At 36.3% G+C, this 26,069-nt stretch carries 25 protein-coding genes; 10 read left to right on the top strand and 15 right to left on the bottom strand.

The window, feature by feature from the left end; all coding sequences use genetic code 11:
• Positions 1-18: 18 nt before the first annotated feature.
• The 5 genes from G551_RS0106900 to G551_RS0106880 form a co-directional block, all read right to left on the bottom strand.
• Entirely contained in the window at positions 19-348 is a 330-nt protein-coding gene (locus G551_RS0106900) for a HesB/IscA family protein (RefSeq protein WP_027884871.1), read from the bottom strand.
• Between the two features lie 252 nt (positions 349-600).
• Complete coding sequence (locus G551_RS0106895; protein ID WP_027884870.1) at positions 601-1,650, bottom strand: cytochrome-c peroxidase; 1,050 nt, start codon at positions 1,648-1,650, stop codon at positions 601-603.
• Positions 1,651-1,656: 6 nt separating this feature from the next.
• Entirely contained in the window at positions 1,657-2,406 is a 750-nt protein-coding gene (locus tag G551_RS0106890) for an MbnP family protein (RefSeq protein WP_027884869.1), read from the bottom strand.
• Positions 2,406-3,749 (bottom strand): hypothetical protein, encoded by a 1,344-nt coding sequence (locus tag G551_RS0106885; protein WP_027884868.1) that lies wholly within the window; start codon positions 3,747-3,749, stop codon positions 2,406-2,408. The genes G551_RS0106890 and G551_RS0106885 overlap by 1 nt, the downstream gene beginning before the upstream one ends.
• Before the next feature lie 7 nt (positions 3,750-3,756).
• Positions 3,757-5,175 (bottom strand): choice-of-anchor B family protein, encoded by a 1,419-nt coding sequence (locus tag G551_RS0106880; protein WP_027884867.1) that lies wholly within the window; start codon positions 5,173-5,175, stop codon positions 3,757-3,759.
• 61 nt (positions 5,176-5,236) lie between these two features.
• On the opposite strand from G551_RS0106880, the gene thiL reads away from it, so the two are divergent.
• On the top strand, positions 5,237-6,295 hold the full coding sequence (gene thiL / locus G551_RS0106875; RefSeq protein ID WP_027884866.1) for a thiamine-phosphate kinase: 1,059 nt from the start codon (positions 5,237-5,239) through the stop codon (positions 6,293-6,295).
• A 45-nt stretch (positions 6,296-6,340) separates the two neighbouring features.
• Here thiL and G551_RS0106870 read toward each other — a convergent pair whose 3' ends face one another.
• On the bottom strand, positions 6,341-6,547 hold the full coding sequence (locus G551_RS0106870; protein WP_027884865.1) for a hypothetical protein: 207 nt from the start codon (positions 6,545-6,547) through the stop codon (positions 6,341-6,343).
• Positions 6,548-6,566: 19 nt separating this feature from the next.
• Entirely contained in the window at positions 6,567-7,226 is a 660-nt protein-coding gene (locus G551_RS0106865) for a hypothetical protein (RefSeq protein ID WP_027884864.1), read from the bottom strand.
• Between the two features lie 101 nt (positions 7,227-7,327).
• Between G551_RS0106865 and G551_RS0106860 the strand changes: the two genes are divergently transcribed.
• Complete coding sequence (locus tag G551_RS0106860; RefSeq protein ID WP_027884863.1) at positions 7,328-8,650, top strand: aspartate kinase; 1,323 nt, start codon at positions 7,328-7,330, stop codon at positions 8,648-8,650.
• 55 nt (positions 8,651-8,705) lie between these two features.
• On the opposite strand, the gene G551_RS0106855 is transcribed toward G551_RS0106860, so the two are convergent.
• Entirely contained in the window at positions 8,706-9,482 is a 777-nt protein-coding gene (locus G551_RS0106855) for an alpha/beta fold hydrolase (protein ID WP_027884862.1), read from the bottom strand.
• Between the two features lie 140 nt (positions 9,483-9,622).
• Between G551_RS0106855 and G551_RS0106850 the strand changes: the two genes are divergently transcribed.
• Positions 9,623-11,173, top strand: coding sequence for a serine hydrolase (locus tag G551_RS0106850; protein ID WP_027884861.1), 1,551 nt, complete (start codon positions 9,623-9,625; stop codon positions 11,171-11,173).
• Positions 11,174-11,298: 125 nt separating this feature from the next.
• Here the strand turns inward: G551_RS0106850 and G551_RS0106845 are convergent, their stop codons facing one another.
• From G551_RS0106845 to G551_RS16205, 4 genes are all read right to left on the bottom strand, one after another.
• Complete coding sequence (locus G551_RS0106845; RefSeq protein ID WP_027884860.1) at positions 11,299-12,591, bottom strand: aminopeptidase P family protein; 1,293 nt, start codon at positions 12,589-12,591, stop codon at positions 11,299-11,301.
• 89 nt (positions 12,592-12,680) lie between these two features.
• Entirely contained in the window at positions 12,681-13,340 is a 660-nt protein-coding gene (locus G551_RS0106840) for a hypothetical protein (RefSeq protein ID WP_027884859.1), read from the bottom strand.
• 71 nt (positions 13,341-13,411) lie between these two features.
• Positions 13,412-14,119, bottom strand: a complete 708-nt coding sequence (locus G551_RS0106835; protein ID WP_027884858.1) for a hypothetical protein — start codon at positions 14,117-14,119, stop codon at positions 13,412-13,414.
• Positions 14,120-14,154: 35 nt separating this feature from the next.
• Positions 14,155-15,636 carry a WG repeat-containing protein gene (locus G551_RS16205; protein WP_051191313.1) on the bottom strand — a complete coding sequence of 494 codons (1,482 nt, stop codon included), beginning with the start codon at positions 15,634-15,636 and terminating at the stop codon, positions 14,155-14,157.
• Positions 15,637-15,893: 257 nt separating this feature from the next.
• Between G551_RS16205 and G551_RS0106825 the strand changes: the two genes are divergently transcribed.
• From G551_RS0106825 to G551_RS0106810, 4 genes are all read left to right on the top strand, one after another.
• Positions 15,894-16,556: a succinate dehydrogenase cytochrome b subunit gene (locus tag G551_RS0106825; protein ID WP_027884857.1), complete on the top strand. Its 663-nt coding sequence runs from the start codon at positions 15,894-15,896 to the stop codon at positions 16,554-16,556.
• Between the two features lie 14 nt (positions 16,557-16,570).
• Positions 16,571-18,574: a fumarate reductase/succinate dehydrogenase flavoprotein subunit gene (locus G551_RS0106820; RefSeq protein ID WP_027884856.1), complete on the top strand. Its 2,004-nt coding sequence runs from the start codon at positions 16,571-16,573 to the stop codon at positions 18,572-18,574.
• A 75-nt stretch (positions 18,575-18,649) separates the two neighbouring features.
• Positions 18,650-19,396 (top strand): succinate dehydrogenase/fumarate reductase iron-sulfur subunit, encoded by a 747-nt coding sequence (locus G551_RS0106815; protein ID WP_027884855.1) that lies wholly within the window; start codon positions 18,650-18,652, stop codon positions 19,394-19,396.
• 86 nt (positions 19,397-19,482) lie between these two features.
• Positions 19,483-20,631 carry a methionine aminotransferase gene (locus G551_RS0106810; RefSeq protein WP_027884854.1) on the top strand — a complete coding sequence of 383 codons (1,149 nt, stop codon included), beginning with the start codon at positions 19,483-19,485 and terminating at the stop codon, positions 20,629-20,631.
• Here G551_RS0106810 and G551_RS0106805 read toward each other — a convergent pair whose 3' ends face one another.
• Positions 20,632-21,579 (bottom strand): NAD-dependent epimerase/dehydratase family protein, encoded by a 948-nt coding sequence (locus tag G551_RS0106805; RefSeq protein ID WP_027884853.1) that lies wholly within the window; start codon positions 21,577-21,579, stop codon positions 20,632-20,634.
• Between the two features lie 139 nt (positions 21,580-21,718).
• Between G551_RS0106805 and G551_RS0106800 the strand changes: the two genes are divergently transcribed.
• From G551_RS0106800 to G551_RS0106790, 3 genes are all read left to right on the top strand, one after another.
• Positions 21,719-22,315: a hypothetical protein gene (locus G551_RS0106800; protein ID WP_027884852.1), complete on the top strand. Its 597-nt coding sequence runs from the start codon at positions 21,719-21,721 to the stop codon at positions 22,313-22,315.
• Positions 22,316-22,326: 11 nt separating this feature from the next.
• Complete coding sequence (locus tag G551_RS0106795) at positions 22,327-22,809, top strand: nuclear transport factor 2 family protein (protein ID WP_036243450.1); 483 nt, start codon at positions 22,327-22,329, stop codon at positions 22,807-22,809.
• Between the two features lie 65 nt (positions 22,810-22,874).
• Positions 22,875-24,944 (top strand): M13 family metallopeptidase, encoded by a 2,070-nt coding sequence (locus tag G551_RS0106790; protein WP_027884850.1) that lies wholly within the window; start codon positions 22,875-22,877, stop codon positions 24,942-24,944.
• A gap of 72 nt (positions 24,945-25,016) precedes the next feature.
• Here G551_RS0106790 and G551_RS0106785 read toward each other — a convergent pair whose 3' ends face one another.
• Both G551_RS0106785 and G551_RS0106780 read right to left on the bottom strand, forming a co-directional pair.
• The gene (locus tag G551_RS0106785; RefSeq protein ID WP_027884849.1) at positions 25,017-25,838 is read right to left on the bottom strand and encodes an NAD(P)-binding domain-containing protein; all 822 of its coding nucleotides are present in this window, start codon (positions 25,836-25,838) and stop codon (positions 25,017-25,019) included.
• Positions 25,823-26,068: a hypothetical protein gene (locus tag G551_RS0106780; RefSeq protein ID WP_027884848.1), complete on the bottom strand. Its 246-nt coding sequence runs from the start codon at positions 26,066-26,068 to the stop codon at positions 25,823-25,825. Before G551_RS0106780 ends, G551_RS0106785 begins: the two co-directional genes overlap by 16 nt.
• Between the last annotated feature and the right edge of the window lies 1 nt (position 26,069).

Raw genomic sequence — 26,069 nt, 5'->3', positions numbered from 1 at the left:
ACTTAATTTTCTTCTTTATTAAAGTGAAAAAGATTCTCCGCAACCACAAGTTCTTTGTGCGTTAGGGTTGTTAAATACGAAACCTTTACCGTTAAGGCCGCCAGAATATTCTAACGTGGTTCCTACCAAGTATAAAAAACTTCTTTTATCTACCACAATTTTTACTTGGTTATCTTCAAAAAGCTTATCGCCTTCCACTTGTTCTTTATCAAATTTTAAGTCGTAAGAAAGTCCGGAACATCCTCCACTCTTTACTCCTACTCTCACGTAATCTTGAGCAATATCAAAACCATCTTCACTCATTAACTGAGTAAGCTTTGTTTTTGCTTGTTCACTAACTTTAATCATAACGTAAATCGTTAATTAATTTAATTTTGCAAATATACCATTTACAACCGTGAATACCATATAGCTAAAGATTATTCTAATTTATTTTAGCATTAGAATTTATTATTTAACTACAGCTACAGTCGCTATAGGCTTTGTCGAAAAACAACTCCTGAAATAACGAGATTTAAAAAGAATATTTTATTTAAAAAAGCTAGATAGAATTTACTGGTGAGATACTGAATCAAGTTCAGCATGACGTTAGACAATAACCTAAAACTCAGCAAAGCGATCGTCTAACAAAAAATTATCGTCGGTTAAGGTTTCTAAAAAGGCGATGATTTTTTGTTTTTCATCTTCAGTAAGTGAAATGCCTAAATTTTCATTTTGCTGAAAAACGGGATCTAAATTTTCTGTAACGACCATCCCGCTATCGTAATGATCTAAGACTTGCGCTAAGGTTTGAAAACGACCATCGTGCATATACGGATAGGTGATCTGAATATTTCTTAAACTCGGTACTTTAAATTTATACTTATCAGCTTGCAAACCGGTAACCCGACTTCTCCCTTCATCATCATATTCAGGGTCAATAGGTAAACCATTATTGCGGCAACTTTGGTCGGTAAACAAAACTCCCGCGTGACAAGTGGCACATTTTTGATCGAATAAAACTTTTCCGGCTTCCTCTTCAGCAGTGAATTGCGAGCCCTCGTTTTTAAGAATTTTATCGTATTTAGAATCGGCAGAAACCATCATTACTAAAAACTGAGAAATCGCTTTCAACATATTATCGGTATTCACCTCGCCATTCTCAAAAGCTTCTGCAAATAGTTGCGGATATTCTTCATCTGCCTGAAGTTTATCGATAATGTTTGAAAAACTCTCGTTCATCTCCACCTCAGCCGTGATCGGAATTATAGGTTGTGCATCGAGACTTTCTGCTGCGCCGTCCCATGTAAATTCATTCATAAAAATCATATTTTGTAAAGGCTGCGCATTTCTGGTTCCTAAAGCTCCGTTTACGCCGTGACTTACAATATGTGTATGATGAGTGAATGAAAAATCTTGAATATGACAAAAACCACAAGAAACCACTCCGTCGGAAGATAATTTACCATCATAGAACAGCTTTTTACCCAACTCAAATCCCTTTTCGGTGGGTGGGTTGGCTTCAAAATTATAGGTAACTTCCGGGAAATAGTCGGGAATTTCAATACTTAGCGTGTCGTTTTCTACAATAGCTTCGTAACCGCTGTTTACATCTTCTTCAGAACAGCTCACTAGAAACAAACTTAAAAGTAGAAAAAAACTTAATCGCATTTAAAACTATTGTTGGGTTGAAAAACTTTGTGAAAAATTAGCCATTACTTGCGGTGAATATTCGGGATCTACCTGAATATCATCAATTTCCTCTAAAGACAATGAAAATTCAGCTTCAAATATTTTTGAAACATCTGATGTGATTGCTATTGAATTTGAACTATCTAGGGCCAATGTATTTTGAAAATCTAAAGTCACTTCTTTATAATTATCTAAAGCTTGCCCGTGACTACCGATATGATAGGCAAACAGGTGATCGTTTTCGGTTGCTGAAGTATAATTTCCTTCAAAATGCAAGAATATATAGCCGGCAGACCAGCTCCACAACATATTATTTTCTTCAGCAGTTGGCACAAAATTATTCACTCCGTTGAGCGGATAATTTGATTGATCGACACCCAAACCAAAGCGAATAGCTTCATAATTCTGGATAGGAATGTTTTCTAAGATGATGCTTTTGCTGGCTTCATTTTCTTCATTCACCACAAAATAACTTTCTGCTTGCGGATACGCGAACTCTTCTCCGTTTTCAGCGATCAAAACGATATTACTAATAATGTAACGAAGGGTTTCGATCTCATAAGTTTCTTCTGAATTCACGTAGGTTTCTGAATTCAACACCACATTTTCTCCTTCAATCTGATTTTGAAATTGAAGCGTAACTTCTGTAAATTCTTGCGAAGAAGCCTGATCATCTGAATCTTCTGAACAACCCACAAAACCTAACACCACAAATAACAACCACCACTTTTTCATTATCGAATCTTTACGATTAAAATATCTTTATTTCCTTTGTTATCTTCCACTAAACCATCGGCACTTTCTGTATTTCCAACAGAAATAATGCTCTTATCATCTAACTGAATACTTTCACTCAACACATCAAAATCACTACCGCCAATACTTTGTTGCCATTGTAAATTCCCGTTTTTATCGATCATCATTAACCAGCCATCGCTGTCGCCGTAATTTTCGGTAAGATCGATATCGTTGCTTCGGCTGCTTCCGGTAATTAGGAGATCTTCATTTTCTAGTTGCAAGACTTTATTTGAAGAATCAAAATTAGCACCACCTAGATTTTGCTTCCACAGTAAATTTCCTAAATCATCGATCTTGATCACCCAAACATCGGCATTGCCGTGAATTTGAGAAACATCTCCGTCGTTACTTCTAATGTCTCCGGTCACTACATAATTACCATCAAGGGTTTTAGTGATCCCGTAAGCAATATCGATCGATGAACCGCCAAAGTTTTTTTGCCATTGCAATTCGCCTTCAGCATTGGTTTTTACGACCCAAAAATCGTAACTTCCACGAGGATCGGTAATATCGTAATCATCACTTTCTGAATTTCCTACCATAATAAAACCGTCATCTTCCGCCTGAACTGCATCGTAACTGCGATCGTTATTAGTGCCACCAAAATAGCGTCGCCATTCTTTATTTCCTTCAGCATCGAGTTTAACTCCCCAAAATTCTCCCACGCCGTGAAGTACGCCGGCGCTTCTGTCGTTACCTTGACCTTCACTTGCAGTTACATCTAAATAACCACTTAAAAAATAGCCGCCATCGGTGGTTTGCACAATAGCATAACCGCGATCGCTACCGGGAAAACCGAAAGATTTTTGCCATTGCAGGTCGCCGGTATTATTTAACTTCAACATCCAATAATCGTAAAAACCTTGCGCATTAGTAACATCACCATCGTCGCTACGACTGTAACCAATTACCGCAAAACCGCCATCGTTAGTAGTGATAATTTTTTGACCGCGATCGTCGCCCGTACCACCATAAACTTTACTCCACTGCAAATTGGCTTGCCCATCAAACTTGAGCAACCAATAATCGCTATCGGTAGCCGTTTTACCAACTACATCGCCATCGGTACTTTGGGTAAAACCTAAAACAGCAAAACCGCCATCATTTGTTTTTGTGACTGAAATCGCTTCTTCGTCTTGACTTCCGCCAAAGGTTTTAGCAAATTCAAATTCTCCTTGAAACATTTGTTCTTCAGGCGGAAAATCTTCTGCTGAAGTTTCGTCATCAGCACAACTTACCGCGAAAATTAAAAGCAGTAAAATGCTATGTAGTTTTAACAACTTCAACCTATTCAATAATTACTTTTTTTGAGATTTTGTTGTTAATACGTGCAAGATATACACCAGAAGAAAGGTTGGATATATTGATTTGACCGCTAGACAATTCATCTAAAGAAGCTTGAAGTACTTTTTTACCCATCACATCGAAAAATTCAACCTGCGTTAATTCGCCTTGTTCAATTTCAACATTCAAAATAGAATGAGTCGGATTCGGATAGAGTTTTACGCTCGCTGAAAATTCGTGATCTTCTGTTGCTAAAGTTCCGCTTTCTCTTACTAAAAAGAAACCGCTATCAATATCACTAATCACAATATTTTCACTATCAAAATAAGGATAAACACTCCAAGCGCCGCTAAAACTCACTGCATCACTATTAGGATACGTGTCGAAATAAGAAGTTTCAAAAATGTTTGAATTCTCGATATCGCTTACATCGATCACACGCATTCCTGCGGTATATTCAGCTACAAAAAAATCATCATTTTTCACATAACCATTATGATCGATCGCTGTGGTTTGACCAAAAAAGTCGAAAGCTACCGAAGGATTATCTAAATCTGTAAAGTCGAAAACAACAGTTTTACTATTAAAGCCAAAATTGATTTCATCTAACTCATCGCCCAATAAAAAGTAAGCTTGATCTTCTGTAAACCAACCTTGATGCGTATAACCAATGTTGCTATAACTCACTGTTGAAATAAGTACAGGATTACTCTTATTCGTAACATTCACAACAACCACTTCGTCTTCATTACTTCCTATCAAAATCTGATCGCCTGTATAATCGGTATCGGGACCATTATAAGTAACTACTTGTGCATCGTGTGTATAAAAACTCGCGTCGTAAGCGCCGGCAAATACCGGATTTAAAGGATTCTGAATATCTACCATATGCGGACCTCCATTATTTAACGAAGTTCCTACCGCATAAGCAAAACCCTGATCGGGATTAATCACAATATTATGGCAATTACCAAAACCACCATAATGCGCGTCGGCTGAAAAAGTAGCCGGAGCGTTGGTAACGTTTCTTAGTTTTGTGAGATCGAACACTTGCATTCCGTGACCGGATGCTTCACTCACCACAAACGCATAATTTTGATAAACTTTTATGTCTCGCCAAGCACTAGGATTGGTATGTGTAGGTAACTTACCTAAATATACAGGATTTACCGGATCTGAAATATCGATAAAACAAGTTCCATTATCTACACCCATAATGGCGTATTCTTTTCCGTCGGCAGGATCGGTCCAACCCCAAGAATCATTTCCGGCAGAAGCTCCTAAGGTTGCAAGACTAATATGACTCATTAAATCATAATCGTTACAAGGGTAATCGCCGGCAAAACCATTCTCACAAGGAACTTGCGCGAAAAAAATTGCAGTATATAAAATTGAAAATAGAGAAAGTAGTAATTTTTTCATCAAAATCTTTATTTATCACTAATTTTGCAGTCTTACAAAGCTAACACTATTTTTATAATATATGTTTGATAACAAAGAAAGTAGAACCAATTTATCTGAATTAGGAGAGTTTGGACTCATCGATCACCTTACGCGATATTTCGAAATAAAACGTACCTCAACCAACATTGGTATTGGTGACGACGCTGCGGTTTTAAATTTTGAAGGCGATGAAACCGTAGTGACGACCGACCTGTTGGTAGAAGGCGTACATTTTGACCTTTCATTTATGCCACTAAAACATTTGGGTTACAAAGCAGTGATGGTGAATCTTTCTGATGTTTATGCGATGAATGCCGAAGCAACGCAAATCACTGTTTCGATTGCAGCTTCTAACCGTTTTCCGGTAGAAGCTTTAGAAGAATTATATTCCGGTATTTTATTAGCTTCTAAAAAATATAATATTGATGTGGTTGGTGGCGACACGACCTCTTCTACTGCCGGATTAATGATTAGTATCACCGCTTTAGGAAAAGCAAAAAAAGAAAAGATCACTACACGTAGCGGAGCTAAAGCTAACGATCTGTTAGTGGTTTCTGGAGATCTGGGCGCAGCTTATATGGGCTTGCAAGTACTAGAACGTGAAAAGCAAGTTTTTAAAGCCAACCCAAACTCCCAACCCGATTTAGAAGCGTACAGTTATATTATGGAACGCCAATTAAAACCGGAAGCTCGTAAAGATATCCCGGAACTTTTACAGGCGTTGGAAGTGCAACCTACTTCGATGATCGATATTAGTGACGGACTTTCTTCTGAAGTGATCCATCTTTGTAAAAACTCGAAAGTAGGCGCGAATATTTTTGAAGAAAAAATACCGCTCGATCCTACTGTAATTTCGGTTTGTGAAGAGTTTAATATCGACAGTACAATGGTGGCATTAAGCGGCGGCGAAGATTACGAACTTTTATTTACCATCGATCAAAAAGATTACGATAAAATAAAAGGCAATCCTAATTTAACGGTTATTGGCCATATGACGGAAGAAAATGAAGGAATGCACCTTATTACTCGTGCTAACCAAAAAATTCCTATCCAATCTCGCGGTTGGAATTCTTTTGAAGACGCGAATGATGAAGAATAAAACTTCTTTGATATATTAAAAAATCCCGCCATTGAGCGGGATTTTTTATTTATTGTTTGTTGAAATTTTTCGCATCCGAAAGATGATATAAATCGAGAACAGAAAAATAATAGAAAAACCGGCAACTGCGAATACAATTCTCCAAGTTTCCATCTCTTGGTAATTTTCTAAAATTCGAAACAGCTGAACTGCTTGAAAAATATTTAAAACACTTAAAGCTATTACTACAGGTATAAATCTTTTTTTCTTCATTCTTCAAAATTATAAAAAATCATTGGGCTTTCAACCCCTTAATCGCCGCAAAGGCTTGCTCTACCAAATCTTCTTCTACCAAAACAGTAAACTCGTTCGTCGTAGAAACTACCTCATACAAAGCAATATTCTGCCATGCCAAATGCTTAAAGATCTGATAATACAATCCCGCAACTTTAAAATTATCTTGAGGTAATTGCACGCTAATCGCTGCTAAAGCTTCTCGTTGCATCAGTAAATGTTCAGCTTCAAAAAAAGAATTTACTTTCTCGGTTTCTGAGCCGGAAATCATGATATTACTTTCTAAAATTCCACGGGTAAAAGCATAAAACAAATGAGTATTAGCCGAAACATAACTCAGTAATTTTCCGTGGCAATTCACCAATGTATTAGTATTCTTAAAGGTAAATGCAGAAATATTAGAACGTACGGTAATATCGCCTAAATTTTTAAAAGCTTGTTTTAGTTTTTGATTATTACTCACACCGACCGGAGAATGATAACGTCGCAAAGCCATCATGATCGCTCCGGTTTTTACGGGCTTTTTTAACATCGCCGCAATTTCCGGCTGCAACTCTTCTGCTAACGCACTAAAATTAATAATGCTTCGTTGTAAAACTTCTTCTAAAAAAGGTTGAGCTCTCAAAATCTGCTCGACACTTTGCGCAACAGTTTTCATTTTGTTAATTATTTAACTTCATGTGCAAAACTAGTAAAATTTATACATTTATAAGGTAAGCTCTTTGAACTCAATTACATTCGCCAAAAATTAAACGGAAGATGAAGGTTTTAAAATTTGGCGGCACCTCTGTAGGATCGATCGCTAATATCCAAAAAGTAAAAGAAATTATTCACGATGGTGAACCTAAGATCGTTGTTCTATCGGCAATGAGTGGTAGCACCAATAAATTAGTAGAACTTTCTCAACTCATCAAATCTAACCAAATTGAAGATAGTCAAGCGATTATTAACCAACTAGAACAAAAATATTTGGCTGCTGTTTCCGGTTTAATTGAAAGCGAAGAAAGAAAAGAAACCCTAAAAAAATACATTTTCGCACTTTCTGAGCAACTGCAATCTTTTGTAGATAACCAAACTAGCAATTACAATGAAATTGTAGCGCAAGGTGAATTATTTTCTACCTATTTGGTCAATCAATTTCTGCAAGAACAAGGCGTTGCTTCTGAGTTGATCCCGGCATTAGATTTTATGCGTGTCGACAAAGAAGGAGAACCCGATTATTTTTACATCCAGCAAAGCCTTAACCGAATTTTAAAGGATACCCCAAACCAAGAAATTTATGTCACTCAAGGGTTTATTTGTCTGAATAATGAAGGAAATATTAGCAACCTAAAACGTGGCGGAAGCGATTATACGGCAAGCATAATTGGCGCAGCAATTAGAGCTGAAGAAGTACAAATTTGGACCGATATTGACGGATTTCATAACAACGATCCTCGTGTAGTTGATAATACGCGCTCTATTGCGCAACTTTCTTTTGATGAAGCTGCAGAGTTGGCTTATTTCGGCGCTAAAATTCTTCACCCGCAAACGGTTTTACCGGTAAGAAACCTAGAAATTCCTGTTCGTTTAAAAAACACCAATTTACCGGAAGCAGAAGGTACTTTAATTTCTAATAGAATTACCGGCGAAGGTATTAAAGCCATTGCTGCAAAAGATGGAATTACCGCTATTAAAATAAAGTCTGAACGCATGCTGTTGGCTCACGGATTTTTAAAGAAAATCTTTGAAATTTTTGAGAAGTATGAAACAGCGATCGATATGATCACTACTTCAGAAATTGCAGTTTCCTTAACCATCGACGACAATACATACTTAACAGAAATTACTTCTGAATTACTCAAATTCGCTCAAGTTGAAGTGGAAGAAAACAGAAGTATTGTTTGCTTAGTAGGTAATAATATTATTTACCACAAAACTACTCCACAAATTTTCCAGATCTTACAAAATGTAAATGTAAGAATGGTCGCTTACGGCGGCAGCAACAATAATATCTCGTTATTGGTGAACGCCGAAGATAAAGAGCATACCCTACGATCGCTTAACCACTATGCTTTTAACCCCAACCCAACCCTAGTTTAAGAGAATGATCTTAAACTAAAAAGGCTGTCGAAATCGACAGCCTTTTTTATTCATCTTAAAACAATTCATTTAATACTTTTAAAAGTTCTACTTTATTTTCCAAGTAACTCATATGTCCGTCTTCGAAACTAATGAAGGTTGAATTGGTTTTTTCAGCAATCGCTTCAATCTCTTTAAACGGAACTACCGGATCGTTTTTACCGGCGATAATTATTTTTTCTCCTGAATATTGCTGAAGTATTTCTGTTCTATCTTTTCGGTTTTTTAAACCTTCTACCGAAGCAATTATATTTTCTTCCGGAAGTTGAACCGCTTCTTCAACCAACGCATCGATTTCAGTGCGTAAAGCATTTCGGTTTTCATAGGTAAACAAATTCTTGATCGCCATACTAATAAAAGCTTGCTTATTTTGCTTCACTAAACGCTTGGCGCGATCTCGGTTTTCTTTTCGTTCTTCAGAATCGGCTACTGTAGAAGAATTCAACAAGATGAGTTTTTCTAATTGCTGCGGAAATTTCTCTGCAAACGCCAACGCTACATAACCACCCATCGAATGCCCAATAATCGAAGCTTTTTCAATCTTTAATTCAGCTAAAACAGCATGAACTGTTTCTGCCATCGTTTCCATAGAATGGATGTAGCCTAACTTTTCAGTTTTACCGTGGCCTAACAGATCGATCGTAACGAGCTGATGAGTTTCTTTAAACGCTGAAACCACATTTTTCAAAATCGTTGAGCTTTCTAAAAAGCCGTGAAGTAAAACGATTGTTTTGCCTTTACCTTCAACCGTAAAAGCAATTTGTATATTTTTGTAGCTGATGTATTCTTGCATAGCGCAAAAATAGTGTCTTTTCAAGCATTTGAAAATTTTGAATTATAAATCTAATATGCTTTTCTAAAAACTAATAGCCTGATATGATGCTGAAAAAACTTCAGCCTGACTCAGTTTAAATCAGTTAAAAAATAATTTTCATGAAAAAAACGAACTTTCTTTTTCTTTTCGCACTCATTATTTCGGTAAGCCTTTCCGCACAAATTAAAGACCGAAAACTCGATAAAGTCATTCAAAACTCACTCGAAACTTTCGATGTTCCAGGGATTTCTGTTGGGATTATCAAAGATGGTGAAATTGTTTATGCCGAAGGTCACGGTGTTCGATCTTTAAAGAATAATCAACCGATGACGAAAAAAACATTGGTCGGGATCGCTTCGAACAGTAAAGGTTTTACTTGTTTTTCTTTAGCGATGCTGGTTGATGAAGGTAAAATTAATTGGGACGATAAGGTGCGAAAGCACATTCCTGAGTTTAAAATGCCCGATGCTTTTGTAACTGAAGAATTTACGATCCGAGATCTAGTTACGCACCGTAGCGGCTTAGGTCTAGGCGCGGGGGATTTGATGTTTTTTCCTGAAGGAAGCGATTTCACCATCGATGATGTGATTGCCAATATGAGCAAACAAGACAAAAAAAGTGCGTATCGCAGTTCGTTTAAATACAACAACAATATGTTTATTATTGCCGGTGAAGTGATTCATCGTGTAAGCGGTTTAACTTGGGAAGAATTTATCGAACAACGAATTTTACAACCTGTCGGGATGAAAGACAGTAAAGCTTCTTACAGCCGCGTGACCGACAAATCGAATATCATCGACGCACATACCAGAACAGAAGGTGAAGTGATTGCCATAACACACGATTGGAGCGATCTTGCTAATCCTGCCGGCGGAATTATGAGTAACGTTTCTGATATGTTAACCTGGGCAGAATTTTTAATGAATGATGCCGTAACCAAAAACGGTGAACGATTACTAAGCGAAGAACAAATGCATAATTTATGGCAACTGCAAACTCCGCTACCGGTTCGCAAAGACAACGATTACAACACTCATTTTTCAGGTTATTCGTTGGGTTGGTTTGTAAGCGATGTAAATGGTGGTTACAAACAAGTAACCCATACCGGCGGATTGCTAGGAACGGTAACGCAATTCACGATGATCCCGGAACTAGATTTAGGCATTGTAGTGCTTACCAACCAAATGGTTGGGAGCGCATTCAGCGCAATCACCAACACGATAAAAGACAGCTATTTAGGTTACAAAGATCGCAATTGGGTCGAAAAGTATGGCGAGAAAAATGAAGAGTGGATTACCTATAACGACAGTATTAAAAAAGCGGTTTACGATCAAGTAAGCAATAGAAAAGCAAAAAACACGATCGCCGCTTCACAAATTACAGGGACTTACCAAGACGATTGGTTTGGGAAGATCACTATTGAACAAAACGGAGAAGAACTTCTAATTACTTCAGAACGTTCTTCGCAGTTGAAAGGAAAATTGCTTCTGTATAATTTAACTACTTATGTTGCCAAATGGGACAACCGTAGTTTTGATGCTGATGTATTTGTTTTATTTACGTTGAATGAAGAAGGTGAAGCGATCGAAGCAACGATGAAACCTATTGCTCCCATCACCGACTTTAGTTTCGATTTTGAAGATTTACATTTTTATAAGGTGGAAGAGTAATTTAGCGTCTAGGAAATTAAATTTTCCAAATACAAAAAAACCTCATAGATTTTGAAAATCTGTGAGGTTTTTATAAAATTTTAAATTACACTGAAACAAGCTTAGCCTGAAATTCAGTAAATAAACTAACTATTCATTAACTCTTCAATTTCATCTGCTTCAATCGGGATATTTTTCATCAAGTTGATCGGCTCTCCTTTTGCTTGAATCACGACATCATCTTCTAAACGAATTCCGAAGCCTTCTTCCGGCAGGTAAACTCCAGGCTCAACCGTAAATACTTGATTTGCTACCATGGGTTCGTGCAACAATCCGTAATCGTGCGTATCTAAACCAATATTGTGTGACGTACCGTGCATAAAGTATTTTTTATAAGCCGGCCAATCCGGATTTTCGTTTTGCACATCGGCTTTATCTAAAATACCAAGATCTAAAAATGCTGAAGTCGCCATTTTACCAACTTCTTTGTGGTAAGAAGCCCAATCGGTTCCCGGCACTAACATTTTTGTCGCGTCTTTTTTAATCTGATTAATTTTATTATAAACTTCTTTTTGACGCTTGCTAAACTTTCCGCTCACCGGGATTGTTCTCGACATATCGCTGGCGTAATTCGCGTACTCGGCTCCTACATCTAATAAAATTAATTCGCCTTCTTTACACTGCATTTTATTCTCAATATAATGAAGTACGTTTGCATTTTGCCCTGAAGCTACAATTGGTGTATAAGCAAAGCCACGAGAGCGATTACGTAAAAACTCGTGCATAAATTCAGCTTCAATTTCATATTCCCAAACTCCGGGTTTTACGAAATTTAGAATTCTTCTGAAACCTTTTTCGGTAATATTACATGCTTGTTGCATCACATCAATCTCTAATTGATCTTTTACCGAACGAAGACGTTGCAAAATCGGATTACTTTTAGCTACCGAATGTGCCGGATATTTCTCTAACAGCCACTTATTAAAACGCGCTTCACGAGTTTCTGTCTCTACATTTGCGCGGTAATGCTCGTTGGTATTAATATAAACTGTTTCACTTTGCGCCATTAACTCGTGTAAAACTTTATGGAAGTCTTTTAACCAATACACAGTTTTTACGCCAGAAGTTTCAAAAGCTTTTTCTTTGGTTAACTTTTCTCCTTCCCAAACGGCGATATGCTCGTTTGTTTCAGTCAAAAATAAAATCTCACGATGCTTTTCGTGCGGAGCGTCTGGAAATAAAACTAAAACGCTTTCTTCTTGATCTACACCACTTAAATAATAAATATTTCGATCTTGTTGAAAAGGTATGGTACTATCGGCACCAATTGGGTAAATATCATTAGAATTAAAAACCGCTAAACTATTTGGCTTCATTTGCGCCATAAAGTTTTTACGATTCTTTATAAATAAGTCTGAATGTATAGGTTGATATCTCATAAATATTGAATTTTTTCAAATTTATGAAAGGCTATTTAAATTACTATGTAGAAGAAGAAAATTTTTCTTTGAATGCTAAAACCTAATTATCAAGAGTTAAATATTAAAAATAATCCAAACAGCACACTTATTATTAAAATTATATAGCCAAATATTTTATTATTTTCTGCTTCGGTTAATTCTTTATTCAATTCTCTTTGTAAGCTATGAAAATATTTATTCTTTATAGCCTGTGCTTCTTCTGAATCTTTTTCAACCTCTTTGAGTAATACAGCTTTAACTTTATATAGACCGGTTAAAACTGCTTTATCTGTCTTATAACGAAGAAAAAGTTCCTTTCTCTTACCTTCCTTATCAATTAACCAAGCATGAACAAAACAAGGTTTTTTATAGCCCTGCTTAAATCTATTAGAGGTATAAATTATGAGATGATGTCCTTCTTTTGTAGTAGCTTCTATGGTCTCGCTTCTTAAATCGGGATTTCGCTCACTAGTTGTCTTAATTTTATGGTGGGATAAATCATATTTTTTATAAATAACGTTATTTGCTTTTAAATAATCTACCAACTCATCTCCTTCCCCAAATAAAATTGCCCTGATTGCTTTAGCATCATTTATTAGCAACACATAAAATTGATATGTTTCTGCTCGTTGAAAATGGTATAAACTTAAATTTGAAATAGGGGTTTTACCCTCGAACTTATCCTCTTCGAAAAAGTAGTTTTTTGGACCTATTTTAAAGTTTTTCATGTCAACGTTTTTTATTCTGTGAAAAGTGTTTTGAGTATTTTATATTAGTGCAAAAAAATTGGTAAAACACATTAAAATAAACTTAAAATTAATTTAAAACACATCATGAGAATGGGAATACCTACCATACAAAGAATAGCAATCAAACAGCCTTTACCAATATCACTACTAGGGTTATTATATATTCTTTCATTAAAAATTGGTTTATAGTAATAGTGCTTTTTTCTAAAATCTATAATACTTCGGGAATGTGCTTCAAATCCACTCGTGTCAAAAGGATTAAACAAAACTATGTTAACATTCTTGTTTGTTTTCCAATCTCCGAGCTCTATTTCTTTTTCTCCAATAAATTTAAAGCTATAGCCAAATAAAAATCTTGTAAAAAACATGTATTTGATAAATTTTCGATCAGGATTTAAAAACTTCATATAACATGATCTAGAAATATACCATTCTAGTATATAACCGTCATCGAATTTAATTTCACCGCTATGTTTATTATAATATGACGGAGCCTTTATAGCTGTTTTTTTAATTAAGGCTAAACTTTTTTTTTGCAACAGCTCAATAATCATTTCATCAGCTAGTGGACTGATGTGATTGAAAAAATACCCTGGTTTATATTGCCCCAACAAACAATAATAGAACTTTTCTCCTATCTCAATTTCAATTGTTAATAGATGCTCATATTTAATTGCCTTATCATAATCGAACACAAAATAATCTTCTGTTAAAAATATCGTGTTCGCTCCACACCTAAAAACTTTTGCTTTTAACATATAAAAATCAGTTTAAATAAGCAGGGGATTATTGTTTATTCTACATCAAATATGATTGGCAAGGAGTATAGTACACCCACTTTTTTGCCTTTTTCCTCGCCAGCAATCATTGTAGGTAACTCTCTTGCTACCCTTAGTGCTTCTTCTTCCAGTTTTGGATGCGGGGCTCTTGCTTGTATGTATACAACATCTCCTGTTGTATTTATTTTAAATCGTAAATAAACTCTTTGTATGCCTGACAACCCTATATTTGAAGCGAGGCTTTTATTATAGTTCTCCTCAAAAAACTCATTTATCTTGATAGAGGTGCATTTTTTTTGATTTGCAGCATCTTCACAACCTGGCATTATTGGAACTTGATCTACAGCTGTAAAAGGAACATCCATACCTAATTCTGGGTTCACCGTTACTCTTTCATAAGTATCTTTAGAGGCAATTACCTCCTCTTCGATCTCTACATCATCTTCCACTAACTCTATGATCTCTGGTGCCGGAGGCGGTGGTGGTGCAGGAGCAACAACTTTATTAAAGTAATCTCTTGCTGTAACTAAACTGTAGGTGTCTATACCATACGAAGCTTCGTATTCTTCTGCTTTTTCTACTGGGTTGATGAGATTTATGCTAACAGGATTTCCTATTTTATCTACAAAAAAATAACTGTTGTTTAATTTTACTGCTAATAAGCCATCTTTAAACTTCTCCCCTACTCTTGCATATTGGGGTTTTACAAGCTTTTTATTATTTTCATTAAAGAACCCATATAAATTGTTTAAATTAAAAACCACCATATTTTCTGAAAAGCTCCATATCCCATCAAATTCGATATTATTAGCTTTTAAAATTTTTCTAGCAGCGGCATCTTTATGAGATAAAAAATTTCTTCTTAGATCATCAAATTCAGTGCTCGATATATTCTCGATCATTTTATCTTTTATCTTAAAAAATACAAGTGTATCATCCCAATCCATAGATTTATAAACATTGTTAAAAGTGTTGCTAATCCAGGAATAATTCTTCTTCGTTAACTCATTTTGGTTTTCATTAATAAGACTATATTCACGTTCAACACCATATTCCTTTTCTTTGTCTTGCGCGACAACTGCTAATCCATTTTTAAAATCTTCGGCATCTTCATACTCAAAAGATATTTTAGTTTCATTTTTCTTGTCTATAAAACCATACTTACCATCTTTAAAAACCCGCGCCAAGCCATTAGAAAAATGAGAAGCAAACCGGTATTGTGGAGTAATTACTACTTTTCCTTTTGTGTTCACATAACCCCATTTACCGTTCTCGACAACCACCGCCATGCCTTCTGAAAAAGGAAATACATAATCATAGGTTGGTTTTACGATTAACTTTTCGCTTTGCGAAATAAATCCCCATTTTTCATTTTGTTTTATAGGTGCAAATCCTTCCGTAAAGGAATCTATGAAATCATATTTTTGCTGATGCTGAGCTCTGACAGAAAAGATTAACAGTAAAAAGCTAATAGTAATTAATAGTTTGATCTTCATTATATTTATTTTAAATCCTATTTAATAGAATAGTTTGCTTTTGTTGCTTTAATAAAGTTATATTTAATTTAACTAAATATAAATACCCAGTAATTGGTATTTACATCTATTCAACTTTTCACGCAATCGATTTCACAAACACGAAATCGTAATAGCTTATACTAATTCTAAATAAGCAGAAACGATTCTGAAAGTTTGTCAATAAGTATTTTGAAGCGTATTTTTGTGTGAAATTTTTAAATAAATACTCAAAACCAATGGGTGGATTAATAAAATCTTCTGTAGCAAAGAAATTTGCTATGGCTTTATCGGGACTCTTCCTTGTTCTTTTTTTAGCACAACACTTTACCATTAACTTTACATCTGTAATTGCTCCAGACACTTTTAACGAGTTGTCGCATTTTATGGGAACCAACTTTTTAGTACAGGCCGTTTTACAGCCGGTATTAATTTTTGGAGTGTGTTTTCACTTTATTATGGGGTTCGTTTTAGAAATTCATAACAGAAAAGCGCGTGCAATTAGCTACGTTAAGTATAACGGAAGTGCCAATTCTAGCTGGATGTCTAGAAACATGATTTATTCGGGAGCTGTAATTTTAGCTTTCTTAGCTTTACACTTTTACGACTTTTGGGTTCCGGAATTAGTACATAAATATGTACAGTCTCACCCGGAAGACCCAACAAGATACTACGAAGAAACTATTGCAAAATTCGAAAGCCCTGTAAGAACAGGATTGTATGTGATCTCTTTCATCTTTTTGATGTTACACTTACTTCACGGTTTTGCTTCTTCATTTCAATCTGTAGGGTGGAATAACAAGTATTCTAAAGGAATTCAAGGCTTCACCAAAGCTTTTGCGATTATTATTCCGTTAGGATTTATTTTTATTGCAGTATTCCACTATATCAATAACTTATAATACGCAGAAAGATTATGTCAGTTTTAGAATCAAAAATACCAGAAGGACCACTTAAAGATAAGTGGACAAAACATAAAAATGATATTAACCTGGTTAACCCAGCCAACAAGCGTAATATAGATGTTATTGTGATTGGTACAGGTTTAGCCGGTGGTAGTGCCGCTGCAACTTTAGCAGAACTAGGCTACAATGTAAAAACTTTTTGTTACCAAGATTCTCCAAGACGTGCGCACTCGATTGCAGCACAAGGAGGGATTAACGCCTCTAAAAACTATCAAGGAGATGGTGACTCTGATTATAGATTATTTTATGATACCGTAAAAGGTGGTGATTACCGTTCTCGTGAGGCTAACGTTTATCGTTTAGCTGAAGTTTCTGGTAATATTATCGATCAATGTGTGGCACAAGGGGTTCCTTTTGCTCGTGAATACGGTGGCCTTTTAGATAACCGTTCTTTTGGCGGAGTTCTTGTATCGAGAACTTTTTACGCAAAAGGGCAAACAGGACAGCAATTATTATTAGGCGCATATTCTGCGATGAACCGTCAAATTAACCGTGGAAAGATTCAATCTTTCAACCGTCACGAAATGATGGATTTGGTTTTAGTAGATGGTAAAGCTCGTGGAATTATCGCTAGAAATATGGTTACCGGAGAAATTGAAAGACACTCAGCACACGCTGTAGTTTTAGCTTCCGGTGGTTATGGTAACGTTTTTTTCTTATCGACCAATGCGATGGGAAGTAACGTAATGGCAGCTTGGAGAGCTCACCGTAGAGGAGCTTACTTTGCTAACCCTTGTTACACGCAAATTCACCCAACTTGTATTCCGGTTTCAGGAGAGCATCAATCTAAATTAACATTGATGTCTGAATCTCTTCGTAACGATGGACGTATTTGGGTACCGAAGAAAAAAGAGGATGCGATCGCCATTAGAGAAGGTAAGAAAAAACCTACTGAACTTTCTGAAGAAGAAAGAGATTATTACTTAGAAAGAAGATATCCTGCTTTTGGTAACCTTGTACCTCGAGATGTAGCTTCTCGTGCAGCAAAAGAACGTTGTGATGCAGGTTTTGGAGTAAATAAAACAGGTGAAGCTGTATTTTTAGATTTTGCAAGCGCTATTAAGCGTTACGGAAAAGAAGCAGCTTTCTCTTCAGGAAACAAAAATGCTTCTGAAGCAGAGATCATTAAATTAGGAAAAGAAGTTGTTGAAGCTAAATACGGTAACCTTTTCCAGATGTATCAGAAGATCGTAGATCAAAATCCTTACGAAACTCCAATGATGATCTATCCTGCAGTTCATTATACAATGGGAGGTCTTTGGGTAGATTACAACCTACAAACCACCATCCCTGGTTGTTATGCTGCCGGAGAAGCAAATTTCTCTGATCACGGAGCTAACAGACTTGGAGCTTCTGCATTAATGCAAGGTTTAGCCGATGGTTATTTTGTATTACCTTATACGATTGGAGATTATCTTTCTAAAGACATTAGAACCGGCAAAATACCAACAGATTCACCAGAGTTTGATGCCGCTGAAAAAGATGTAAAAGATAAAATCTCAAAATTAATGAATGCTTCAGGAAAGCACTCGGTAGATTATTATCACAAGAAACTTGGTAAGATCATGTGGAACAAGTGTGGTATGGCGCGTAACGCGCAAGGTCTTCAAGAAGCTTTAGATGAAATTAAAGAACTTCGTGAAGATTTCTGGGCAAATGTAAAAGTACCAGGTGCTGCAGAAGGTAAAAATGCCGAATTAGAAAAAGCAGGTCGTGTAGCAGATTTCTTAGAACTAGGAGAGTTGTTTGCTAAAGACGCTTTACATAGAAATGAATCTTGTGGTGGTCACTTTAGAGAAGAATACCAAACCGAGGAAGGTGAAGCACTTAGAGATGATGAGAACTTTAAATATGTAGCTGCTTGGGAGTATAAAGGAAACCCAAGAGACGCGCAATTACATAAAGAAGAATTAGACTTCAAGAATATTGAATTAAAAACAAGAAGCTATAAATAGATGCCGGTATTGAACTATGAGGTGTTACAACTTAGCGACTCAGTACTCAATACTCAATACTAAAATCTAAAAGATATGAAACTTACACTTAAAATATGGCGTCAAGAAAACGCTAATGCTAAGGGAAAGATGGTAACCTACCCGATCGACGGAGTTGAAGGTGATATGTCTTTTCTTGAAATGTTAGACGTTTTAAATGAAGACTTGATCAATAAAGGAGAAGAGCCGGTAGAATTTGATCACGATTGTCGTGAAGGTATTTGCGGAGCTTGTTCTTTACAAATAAACGGTGAACCTCACGGTCCCGATAAATTGGTAACTACTTGCCAATTACACATGCGTTCTTTTAAAGATGGTGACACCATCGTTATTGAACCATTTAGAGCTAAAGCTTTTCCGGTAGTAAAAGATTTAATTGTAGATCGAGGTGCTTTTGATCGTATTCAGCAAGCTGGTGGTTACGTTTCTGTAAACACTTCTGGTAACACGATCGATGCCAACAGTATTCCTGTTAATAAACACGATGCAGACGACTCGTTTGCAGCAGCGACTTGCATTGGTTGTGGTGCTTGTGTGGCAGCTTGTAAAAACGCTAGTGCGATGTTATTTACTTCGGCTAAAGTTTCTCAATACGCTTTATTACCTCAAGGTCAAGTTGAAGCTACCGAGCGTGTACAGAATATGGTTCGCCAAATGGACTTAGAAGGTTTTGGTAATTGTAGTAACACCGGAGCTTGCGAGATCGAATGCCCTAAAGGAATTTCTTTAGAGAATATTGCAAGAATGAACCGTGAATATATGAGCGCGACTTCAAAAGGATAAATCATCTATCTTTATAAATTAAAATCCCAAATTCACTTTGTTGAGTTTGGGATTTTTTATTTCTATATTCGAGAAAATCATTGCTAATGAATTTCTCTATCGAATCTAAGCTCCCTAATTTGGGAACCACTATATTTACCAAAATGAGTAAATTGGCGCAAGAATACAACGCCATTAATCTTTCACAGGGTTTTCCAGACTTCCCTCCTAATCAAAAATTACTAGAGTTCGTAAAACAGGGGTTAGATGAAAATCACAATCAATATGCACCGCTCGCGGGTCTAATTTCTCTTCGGAAAACACTAGCTGAAAAACTATTCAAAAGTTATGGCAGCAGATATTCCGCAGAAGAAGAAATTACGATCACTACCGGAGCAACTCAAGCTATTTTTACAGCAATTTCAGCATTCATTAGAAAAGATGATGAAGTAATCGTATTTAAACCGGCTTACGATTGTTATGAACCGACGATCGAATTATACGGTGGCAAACCGATTTTAATAGAAATGAAAGCGCCAACGTATAAAATCGATTGGCAAGAAGTTTCTGCAAAGATCACTTCAAAAACTAAAATGATCGTGATCAATACGCCGCACAATCCCAGCGGAACGGTATTAGCAAAAGAAGATTTACTTCAGCTTCAACAATTGGTGGAGAACACCAATATTTTAATCTTGAGTGACGAAGTTTACGAACATTTAATTTACGATGGTAAAGAACACCAAAGTGTAGCTAGATTTCCCAAATTGGCAGAACGTTCTTTGATCACCTACTCCTTTGGAAAAACCTTTCACGTGACCGGCTGGAAAGTGGGCTACTGCGTTGCTCCTGAAGAATTAATGAAAGAGTTTCGAAAAGTACACCAATACAATGTGTTTTGCGTGAATCACCCCATGCAATGGGCATTAAATGAATATTTACAAAAACCCGAACACTACTTAGAACTTTCAGCATTTTACCAAGAGAGAAGAGATTATTTTCTTCAGCAGATAAAAAATTCAAGATTAGAATTGATTCCGGCACAAGGAACATATTTTCAAACAGCTTCTTACAAAAACATCACTACCGAAAAAGATACTGATTTTGCCCTTAAATTAATTAAAGAAAAAGGCTTGGCAACGATCCCGGTTTCAGTTTTCAATAAAAATCAAAAAGACGAATTCATGTTGCGCTTTTGTTTTGCCAAAAAGAAAGAAACTCTAGCAAAAGCCGCAGCGATTATTAATAGTTTATAATTATTTAAGAGACTTTAGACCATCAAGCATTGCTTTGGTCATTTTCTCCAGATCGTACTCGTGTTGCCAACCCCAATCTTTTTGGGCTTGCTCATCATTAATGCTCGAAGGCCAAGAGTCTGCAATAGGTTGTCTAAAATCTGGTTCATAGTCAATTTTAAATTCAGGAATTTCTGCTTCAATACTTTCTGCAAGTTGCTTAGGCGTAAAACTAATTCCGCCTAAATTGTAAGAAGATCTAATACTTAAAGTTTCTGCCGGAGCTTCCATTAACGAAATGGTTGCTCGAATAGCATCGTCCATAAACATCATCGGTAAAGCAGTTTCTTCACTTAAAAATGAAGTGTAGGCTTGTTTTGCTAAAGCTTCATGAAAAATTTCAACTGCATAATCGGTGGTTCCGCCGCCAGGTTGTGTTTTGTAACTAATTAAACCGGGATAGCGAATACTTCTTACATCGACATCATATTTATGATGGTAGTATTCACACCAACGCTCGCCGGTTTGTTTACTTATTCCGTAAACAGTGGTTGGCTCCATCACGGTGGTTTGTGGTGTATCGTTTTTTGGAGTTGAAGGTCCAAAAACCGCAATACTTGATGGCCAAAATACTTTATCGATTTTCTTGTCTTTAGCTAAATTAAGCACATTAAAAAGGGAATCCATATTCAAATTCCAGCCGCGCATTGGGAATTTTTCTGCCGTTGCGCTCAACATTGCTGCCATTAAATAAACTTCCTCCACCTCATAATGCATCACAATATCTTCGATGGCTTTATAATTGGTGGCATCTAACTTTTCAAAAGGACCCGATTGCATTAAATCGTCGTTACCTTCACGTATATCGCTGGCAATTACATTTTTTTCGCCATGCTTTTCACGTAAAGCCAAAGTAAGTTCTGTTCCTATTTGTCCGCAAGCACCAATGATAAGTATTTTCGCTGCCATGAATTTGATAATTTTTTAATTTAAAGCCTATTTATAGCAAATCTTTTGTCAAAAGAACAATTTTTGAGGCTTATTACAAAATCTTTTTCAGCAGGAAGAGAATTTAAATTTTCTTATCTTTCGCAGTATTTTCAAGCTTATGAAACGAAACAAATTTTATATTCTAAGCCTTAGCGCTTTACTCACGATCGGTTTAATTGCGTGTGAAGAAAAAAAGCAGCAAACCGATAATGAGGCCGACACTTTTCAAGAAAAAAATGCTAAAAATTTCTCTAAACAGGTAAATCTGCCTAACAAAAGACAAGTAAAACTTGTAGGTGATGCAACAAATGCAAGTGCCAATTGGATGGCTTTTACCACCGCTAAAAACGAGATTGAACGTATAAATAATTTTACGCTACAGGAAGTTGTAAACAACAGTAACAACTTGTTTCGATCGATACAAGAGTTACAAGATTCTATCCCGAAGCAATTTCAGGAAATTCCTATTAAAGCGCGCTTAAATGTATTACTTACCAAAGCTCATTTATTAGAAGCAGAAGCCAACAAACAACGACCAACAGCCGGAAAAATTGACACGTTAAGTTTTGAATTATACAATGAGTTTGAAAATTTAAAAATTCAGTTAAATGAAGTCTTCCTTAAATCTGTAGATGATCTCGATTTTGAATTAGACGAGCGTATTCGAAAACAAGACAGTTTGGCTCAGCTACAAAAAGAATCTACCGCTAACTAAAAGCTAAAGTCGTGAAAAATGTAATCTATATATTTTTATTTATTTCGGTAAGTGTTGCTGCGCAAAAATCAACCAAAGTAGTTGAAGAAACTTTAAACAACTGGCATTTGGCTGCTGCGGAAGCAAATTTTGAAAACTACTTTAATTTAATGACAGAAGATGCCGTTTTTATTGGCACCGATGCTTCAGAAAACTGGCAATTAGAAGAATTTAAAAGTTTTTCTAAACCTTATTTTGATAAAGGCAAAGCTTGGACGTTTCATCCTTTAGAGCGAAACATTTATTTCAGCAAAAACAATAAAACAGCTTGGTTTGACGAACTTTTAGAAACCGACTTAGGTATTTGCAGAGGGTCTGGAGTGTTAACGCTAACCAAAGATGGCTGGAAAATTCAGCATTACGTTCTTTCGATCGCTATCCCAAATGAGAATGTAAGTGAAATTAAAAAACTTAACCAAACACACGATACTGCCTTATTAGAAATATTAAAATAAATGGCTTAAATTGTAACAATTATCTAATTCATCTAACTTATAACACAACTTTTAATAGCTAAAAAATGAAAAAAAGTATGAAACCTATACTTCTTTTAGCTACCGCTGCACTTGCTGTAGTAGGTTGCCAAGAAGAAAAGAAAGAAGTAGCACAGGCAGAAACTGAAAAAACTCCCGGTATCGATCTACAGTATATGGATACGACGGTGAGTCCTAAAAACAACTTTTACGATTACGTAAATGGTACTTGGATGAAAGAAACCAAAATCCCGGAAGACAGAACATCTTGGGGTGGTTTTCAAGTATTAAGAAAAAGTACCGACGAAGATGTACTTAAAATCTTAGACGACGCAGCAGAAAGCGGTAAATACAAAGCAGGCAGCGATCAAGCAAAAGCCATTGCGCTTTTTAATGCTAAACTAGACACCGTTGGCAGAAATGAAGATGGTTTAAAACCTTTACAACCGGCTTTAGAAAAAATTTCTAAGATCGAAAACGTAGAAGATCTTCAAGAAACGATGGCTAATCATTACGCAACGGTTTCAGATCCGTTTTTTGGCATCGCAGCATTCTCTAACCCAAGTGACAGTAACATGAATTCTGCTTACATCACTCCGGGAAGTTTAGGTTTACCTAACAAAGAATATTACACCGATCAAGACGAGAAATCTAAAGAAATTAGACAGCAGTACGTAGAACATATTACACGTATGCTTCAATATTTAGGAGATAGCGAAGAAAGCGCAAAAGAACAAGCAGAAACTATTCTTGCTTTTGAGACGCGTTTAGCAGAGCCTCGTTTAGATAAAGTAGCGAGTCGTGATTTTAGAAATTTCAACAACCCAAGATCGATTGAGCAAATTCAAGAAATGGTGCCGGCAGTAGACTGGAAAAAATACATTTCAGATTTAGGGGTAGAAAAAGAGCTAGACACGATCATCGTGATGCAACCAAAATATATGGAAACGCTACAAGCGGTTTTAGCTGAAGGCGATACTCAAAAATGGCAAACCGTCATGCGTTGGGCAACCTTAAATAGTGCTGCAGGAATGTTAACCACCGAATTAGATAAAGCTAACTGGGATTTTTACAGCAAAACTTTAAACGGAGCTAAAAAACAACGTCCTGCAAGAGAACGTGCGTTAGCTACTGTAAACGGTTCTGTAGGAGAAGCTTTAGGTCAACTTTATGTAGATGAAAAATTTCCGCCAGAAGCAAAAGAAAAAGCGCAAGAAATGATCGCTAATGTGATCTCTGCTTTCCAAAACAGAATTGAGCGTTTAGAATGGATGACCGATAGCACCAAACAAAAAGCTATTGAAAAATTAGACAAGTTTACTGTTAAGATCGGTTACCCGGATGAGTGGAAAGATTATTCTGAATTAGCTGTTTCTGAAGACAACAACTATTACGAAAATATGGTTGCAGTTTCTGAGTGGAGCTACAAAGATAATTTATCAGACATCAACGAACCGGTAGATAAAAAAGAATGGGGTATGTCTCCTCAAACGGTAAATGCTTATTTCAACCCGTTTAATAATGAGATCGTTTTCCCGGCAGCGATTTTACAACCACCATTTTACAACTACAAAGCAGATGCGGCTGTAAACTATGGAGGTATTGGCGCTGTGATTGGTCACGAAATCTCTCACGCTTTCGACGATAGTGGAGCGCGTTTCGACGCCGACGGAAACCTTAAAAACTGGTGGACCGATGAAGATCTAGAGAAATTCACAGAAAGAGGAGATCAACTTGCTGAGCAATACAGCGGTATCGAAGTTTTAGATAGCGTTTACATTAACGGTAAATACACACTTGGTGAAAATATTGGAGATTTAGGTGGTGTTTTAGCTGCTTACGACGGTCTTCAAATGTATTTTAAAGATCACGGTCGTCCAGGAGAAATTGATGGATTTACGCCAGAACAACGTTTCTTCCTTTCTTGGGCAACCGTTTGGAGAACTAAAATGAGAGAAGAAGCTTTACGTTCTCGTATTAAAACCGATACGCACTCTCCTGGTATGTACAGAGCTTATGTACCATTGCAAAACATCGATGCTTTTTACGAAGCTTTCGATATTAAAGAAGGAGATTCTATGTACGTGGCACCAACAGACAGAGTTCTAATTTGGTAATCACTTCGGTGCTATAAAACAAAAAGGCTTGCAACATCTGCAAGCCTTTTTTTATAGTTTAAACTGAACTATTTAAATCGAATGCTGAAATGTAAATTGAAGTTCTTTTTGTGTCGCTTCGGAAGAGATCTTTTTCCCTTCGGAAGTTTTATCTGAAGTAAACTCCGGTAACGCTAAGTTGAACGATTTAGCTTTTTGCGTGTAATATTCTTCTTTATGAGGATGAAGCGGATAAACACCGTGAAAAACACTTCCGAAATTTTCTTGCTGAAGCGCTTTTACGATCAATTGCACAGCATCTTGTTGCTGAATTAAATTTACCGGCGCTAACGGATTGGAGATTCCTTTTCTACCCGATAAAAACTTCACGGGGTGTCGATCTTTGCCTAATAAACCGCCCATTCTTATCAAAGTGGTTTTAAAATGCGTATTTTCTCGAAATAATTTTTCTACTTCTTGCAATTGGCGAGAAGCATCACTTTTTCCGTTTGGGATTGACTTTTCAGCATATTCAGGAAAATTTTCTTCGTCTTCAAAAACCGAAGTAGAACTAACTAAAATTACTTTTTCAACCGCAGAAAGTTCAAGCTTCGGAATAAAATGCTCGATTTTATTTACAAAATTAGCATCCGGTTTTTTTCGTAAACCCGGCGGAATATCGACAACCAAAACCTCAGCGCCATCTAAAAATGAAAATACTTCACCTTTTATACTTTCTTCTGTTAATTCAACATAAAAAGGATCTATGCCTTTTTTCGCTAAATGTTCTAATTTCTCAGAAGTTGTTGTCGAGCCATTCACCGCATAACCTTGCTGCAACAATTCTTCTGCTAAAGGCAAACCCAACCAGCCGCAACCTAAAACACTAACCGTTAACTTTATTTGTTTTCCCATTCTTTGAGATGCTTTTCTCTAGATTTATAAGAAAAGTAACTTACTAAAAAGTAGAATAAACTAAAAATTATTAAAAAGAAAATAGCTCTCAAAGGTTCAACCTTTTCCAATTTCCAATCCGCATGAATCAGTTCTACAAAAATGGTGTTCCCTAAAGCCAAAAAAAGTGTTCCGCTAAAAACATACCTCCACTTGTTTTTCATTCTATGTTCTAAACCAAAAAATTTCATC

The organism is Mesonia mobilis DSM 19841, assembly GCF_000423405.1.
Taxonomy (GTDB): domain Bacteria; phylum Bacteroidota; class Bacteroidia; order Flavobacteriales; family Flavobacteriaceae; genus Mesonia; species Mesonia mobilis.
Note: the sequence above shows the minus strand (reverse complement) of the source record. Positions and strands in the feature narration are given on the sequence as shown.

What these genes read in the sequence shown, in the direction of transcription:
- G551_RS0106900 (WP_027884871.1), bottom strand. Translation starts at nt 348, where the DNA reads ATGATTAAAGTTAGTGAACAAGCAAAAACAAAGCTTACTCAGTTAATG.
- G551_RS0106895 (WP_027884870.1), bottom strand. Translation starts at nt 1,650, where the DNA reads ATGCGATTAAGTTTTTTTCTACTTTTAAGTTTGTTTCTAGTGAGCTGT.
- G551_RS0106890 (WP_027884869.1), bottom strand. Translation starts at nt 2,406, where the DNA reads ATGAAAAAGTGGTGGTTGTTATTTGTGGTGTTAGGTTTTGTGGGTTGT.
- G551_RS0106880 (WP_027884867.1), bottom strand. Translation starts at nt 5,175, where the DNA reads ATGAAAAAATTACTACTTTCTCTATTTTCAATTTTATATACTGCAATT.
- thiL (WP_027884866.1), top strand. Translation starts at nt 5,237, where the DNA reads ATGTTTGATAACAAAGAAAGTAGAACCAATTTATCTGAATTAGGAGAG.
- G551_RS0106870 (WP_027884865.1), bottom strand. Translation starts at nt 6,547, where the DNA reads ATGAAGAAAAAAAGATTTATACCTGTAGTAATAGCTTTAAGTGTTTTA.
- G551_RS0106865 (WP_027884864.1), bottom strand. Translation starts at nt 7,226, where the DNA reads ATGAAAACTGTTGCGCAAAGTGTCGAGCAGATTTTGAGAGCTCAACCT.
- G551_RS0106860 (WP_027884863.1), top strand. Translation starts at nt 7,328, where the DNA reads ATGAAGGTTTTAAAATTTGGCGGCACCTCTGTAGGATCGATCGCTAAT.
- G551_RS0106855 (WP_027884862.1), bottom strand. Translation starts at nt 9,482, where the DNA reads ATGCAAGAATACATCAGCTACAAAAATATACAAATTGCTTTTACGGTT.
- G551_RS0106850 (WP_027884861.1), top strand. Translation starts at nt 9,623, where the DNA reads ATGAAAAAAACGAACTTTCTTTTTCTTTTCGCACTCATTATTTCGGTA.
- G551_RS0106845 (WP_027884860.1), bottom strand. Translation starts at nt 12,591, where the DNA reads ATGAGATATCAACCTATACATTCAGACTTATTTATAAAGAATCGTAAA.
- G551_RS0106840 (WP_027884859.1), bottom strand. Translation starts at nt 13,340, where the DNA reads ATGAAAAACTTTAAAATAGGTCCAAAAAACTACTTTTTCGAAGAGGAT.
- G551_RS0106835 (WP_027884858.1), bottom strand. Translation starts at nt 14,119, where the DNA reads ATGTTAAAAGCAAAAGTTTTTAGGTGTGGAGCGAACACGATATTTTTA.
- G551_RS16205 (WP_051191313.1), bottom strand. Translation starts at nt 15,636, where the DNA reads ATGAAGATCAAACTATTAATTACTATTAGCTTTTTACTGTTAATCTTT.
- G551_RS0106825 (WP_027884857.1), top strand. Translation starts at nt 15,894, where the DNA reads ATGGGTGGATTAATAAAATCTTCTGTAGCAAAGAAATTTGCTATGGCT.
- G551_RS0106820 (WP_027884856.1), top strand. Translation starts at nt 16,571, where the DNA reads ATGTCAGTTTTAGAATCAAAAATACCAGAAGGACCACTTAAAGATAAG.
- G551_RS0106815 (WP_027884855.1), top strand. Translation starts at nt 18,650, where the DNA reads ATGAAACTTACACTTAAAATATGGCGTCAAGAAAACGCTAATGCTAAG.
- G551_RS0106810 (WP_027884854.1), top strand. Translation starts at nt 19,483, where the DNA reads ATGAATTTCTCTATCGAATCTAAGCTCCCTAATTTGGGAACCACTATA.
- G551_RS0106805 (WP_027884853.1), bottom strand. Translation starts at nt 21,579, where the DNA reads ATGGCAGCGAAAATACTTATCATTGGTGCTTGCGGACAAATAGGAACA.
- G551_RS0106800 (WP_027884852.1), top strand. Translation starts at nt 21,719, where the DNA reads ATGAAACGAAACAAATTTTATATTCTAAGCCTTAGCGCTTTACTCACG.
- G551_RS0106790 (WP_027884850.1), top strand. Translation starts at nt 22,875, where the DNA reads ATGAAAAAAAGTATGAAACCTATACTTCTTTTAGCTACCGCTGCACTT.
- G551_RS0106785 (WP_027884849.1), bottom strand. Translation starts at nt 25,838, where the DNA reads ATGGGAAAACAAATAAAGTTAACGGTTAGTGTTTTAGGTTGCGGCTGG.
- G551_RS0106780 (WP_027884848.1), bottom strand. Translation starts at nt 26,068, where the DNA reads ATGAAATTTTTTGGTTTAGAACATAGAATGAAAAACAAGTGGAGGTAT.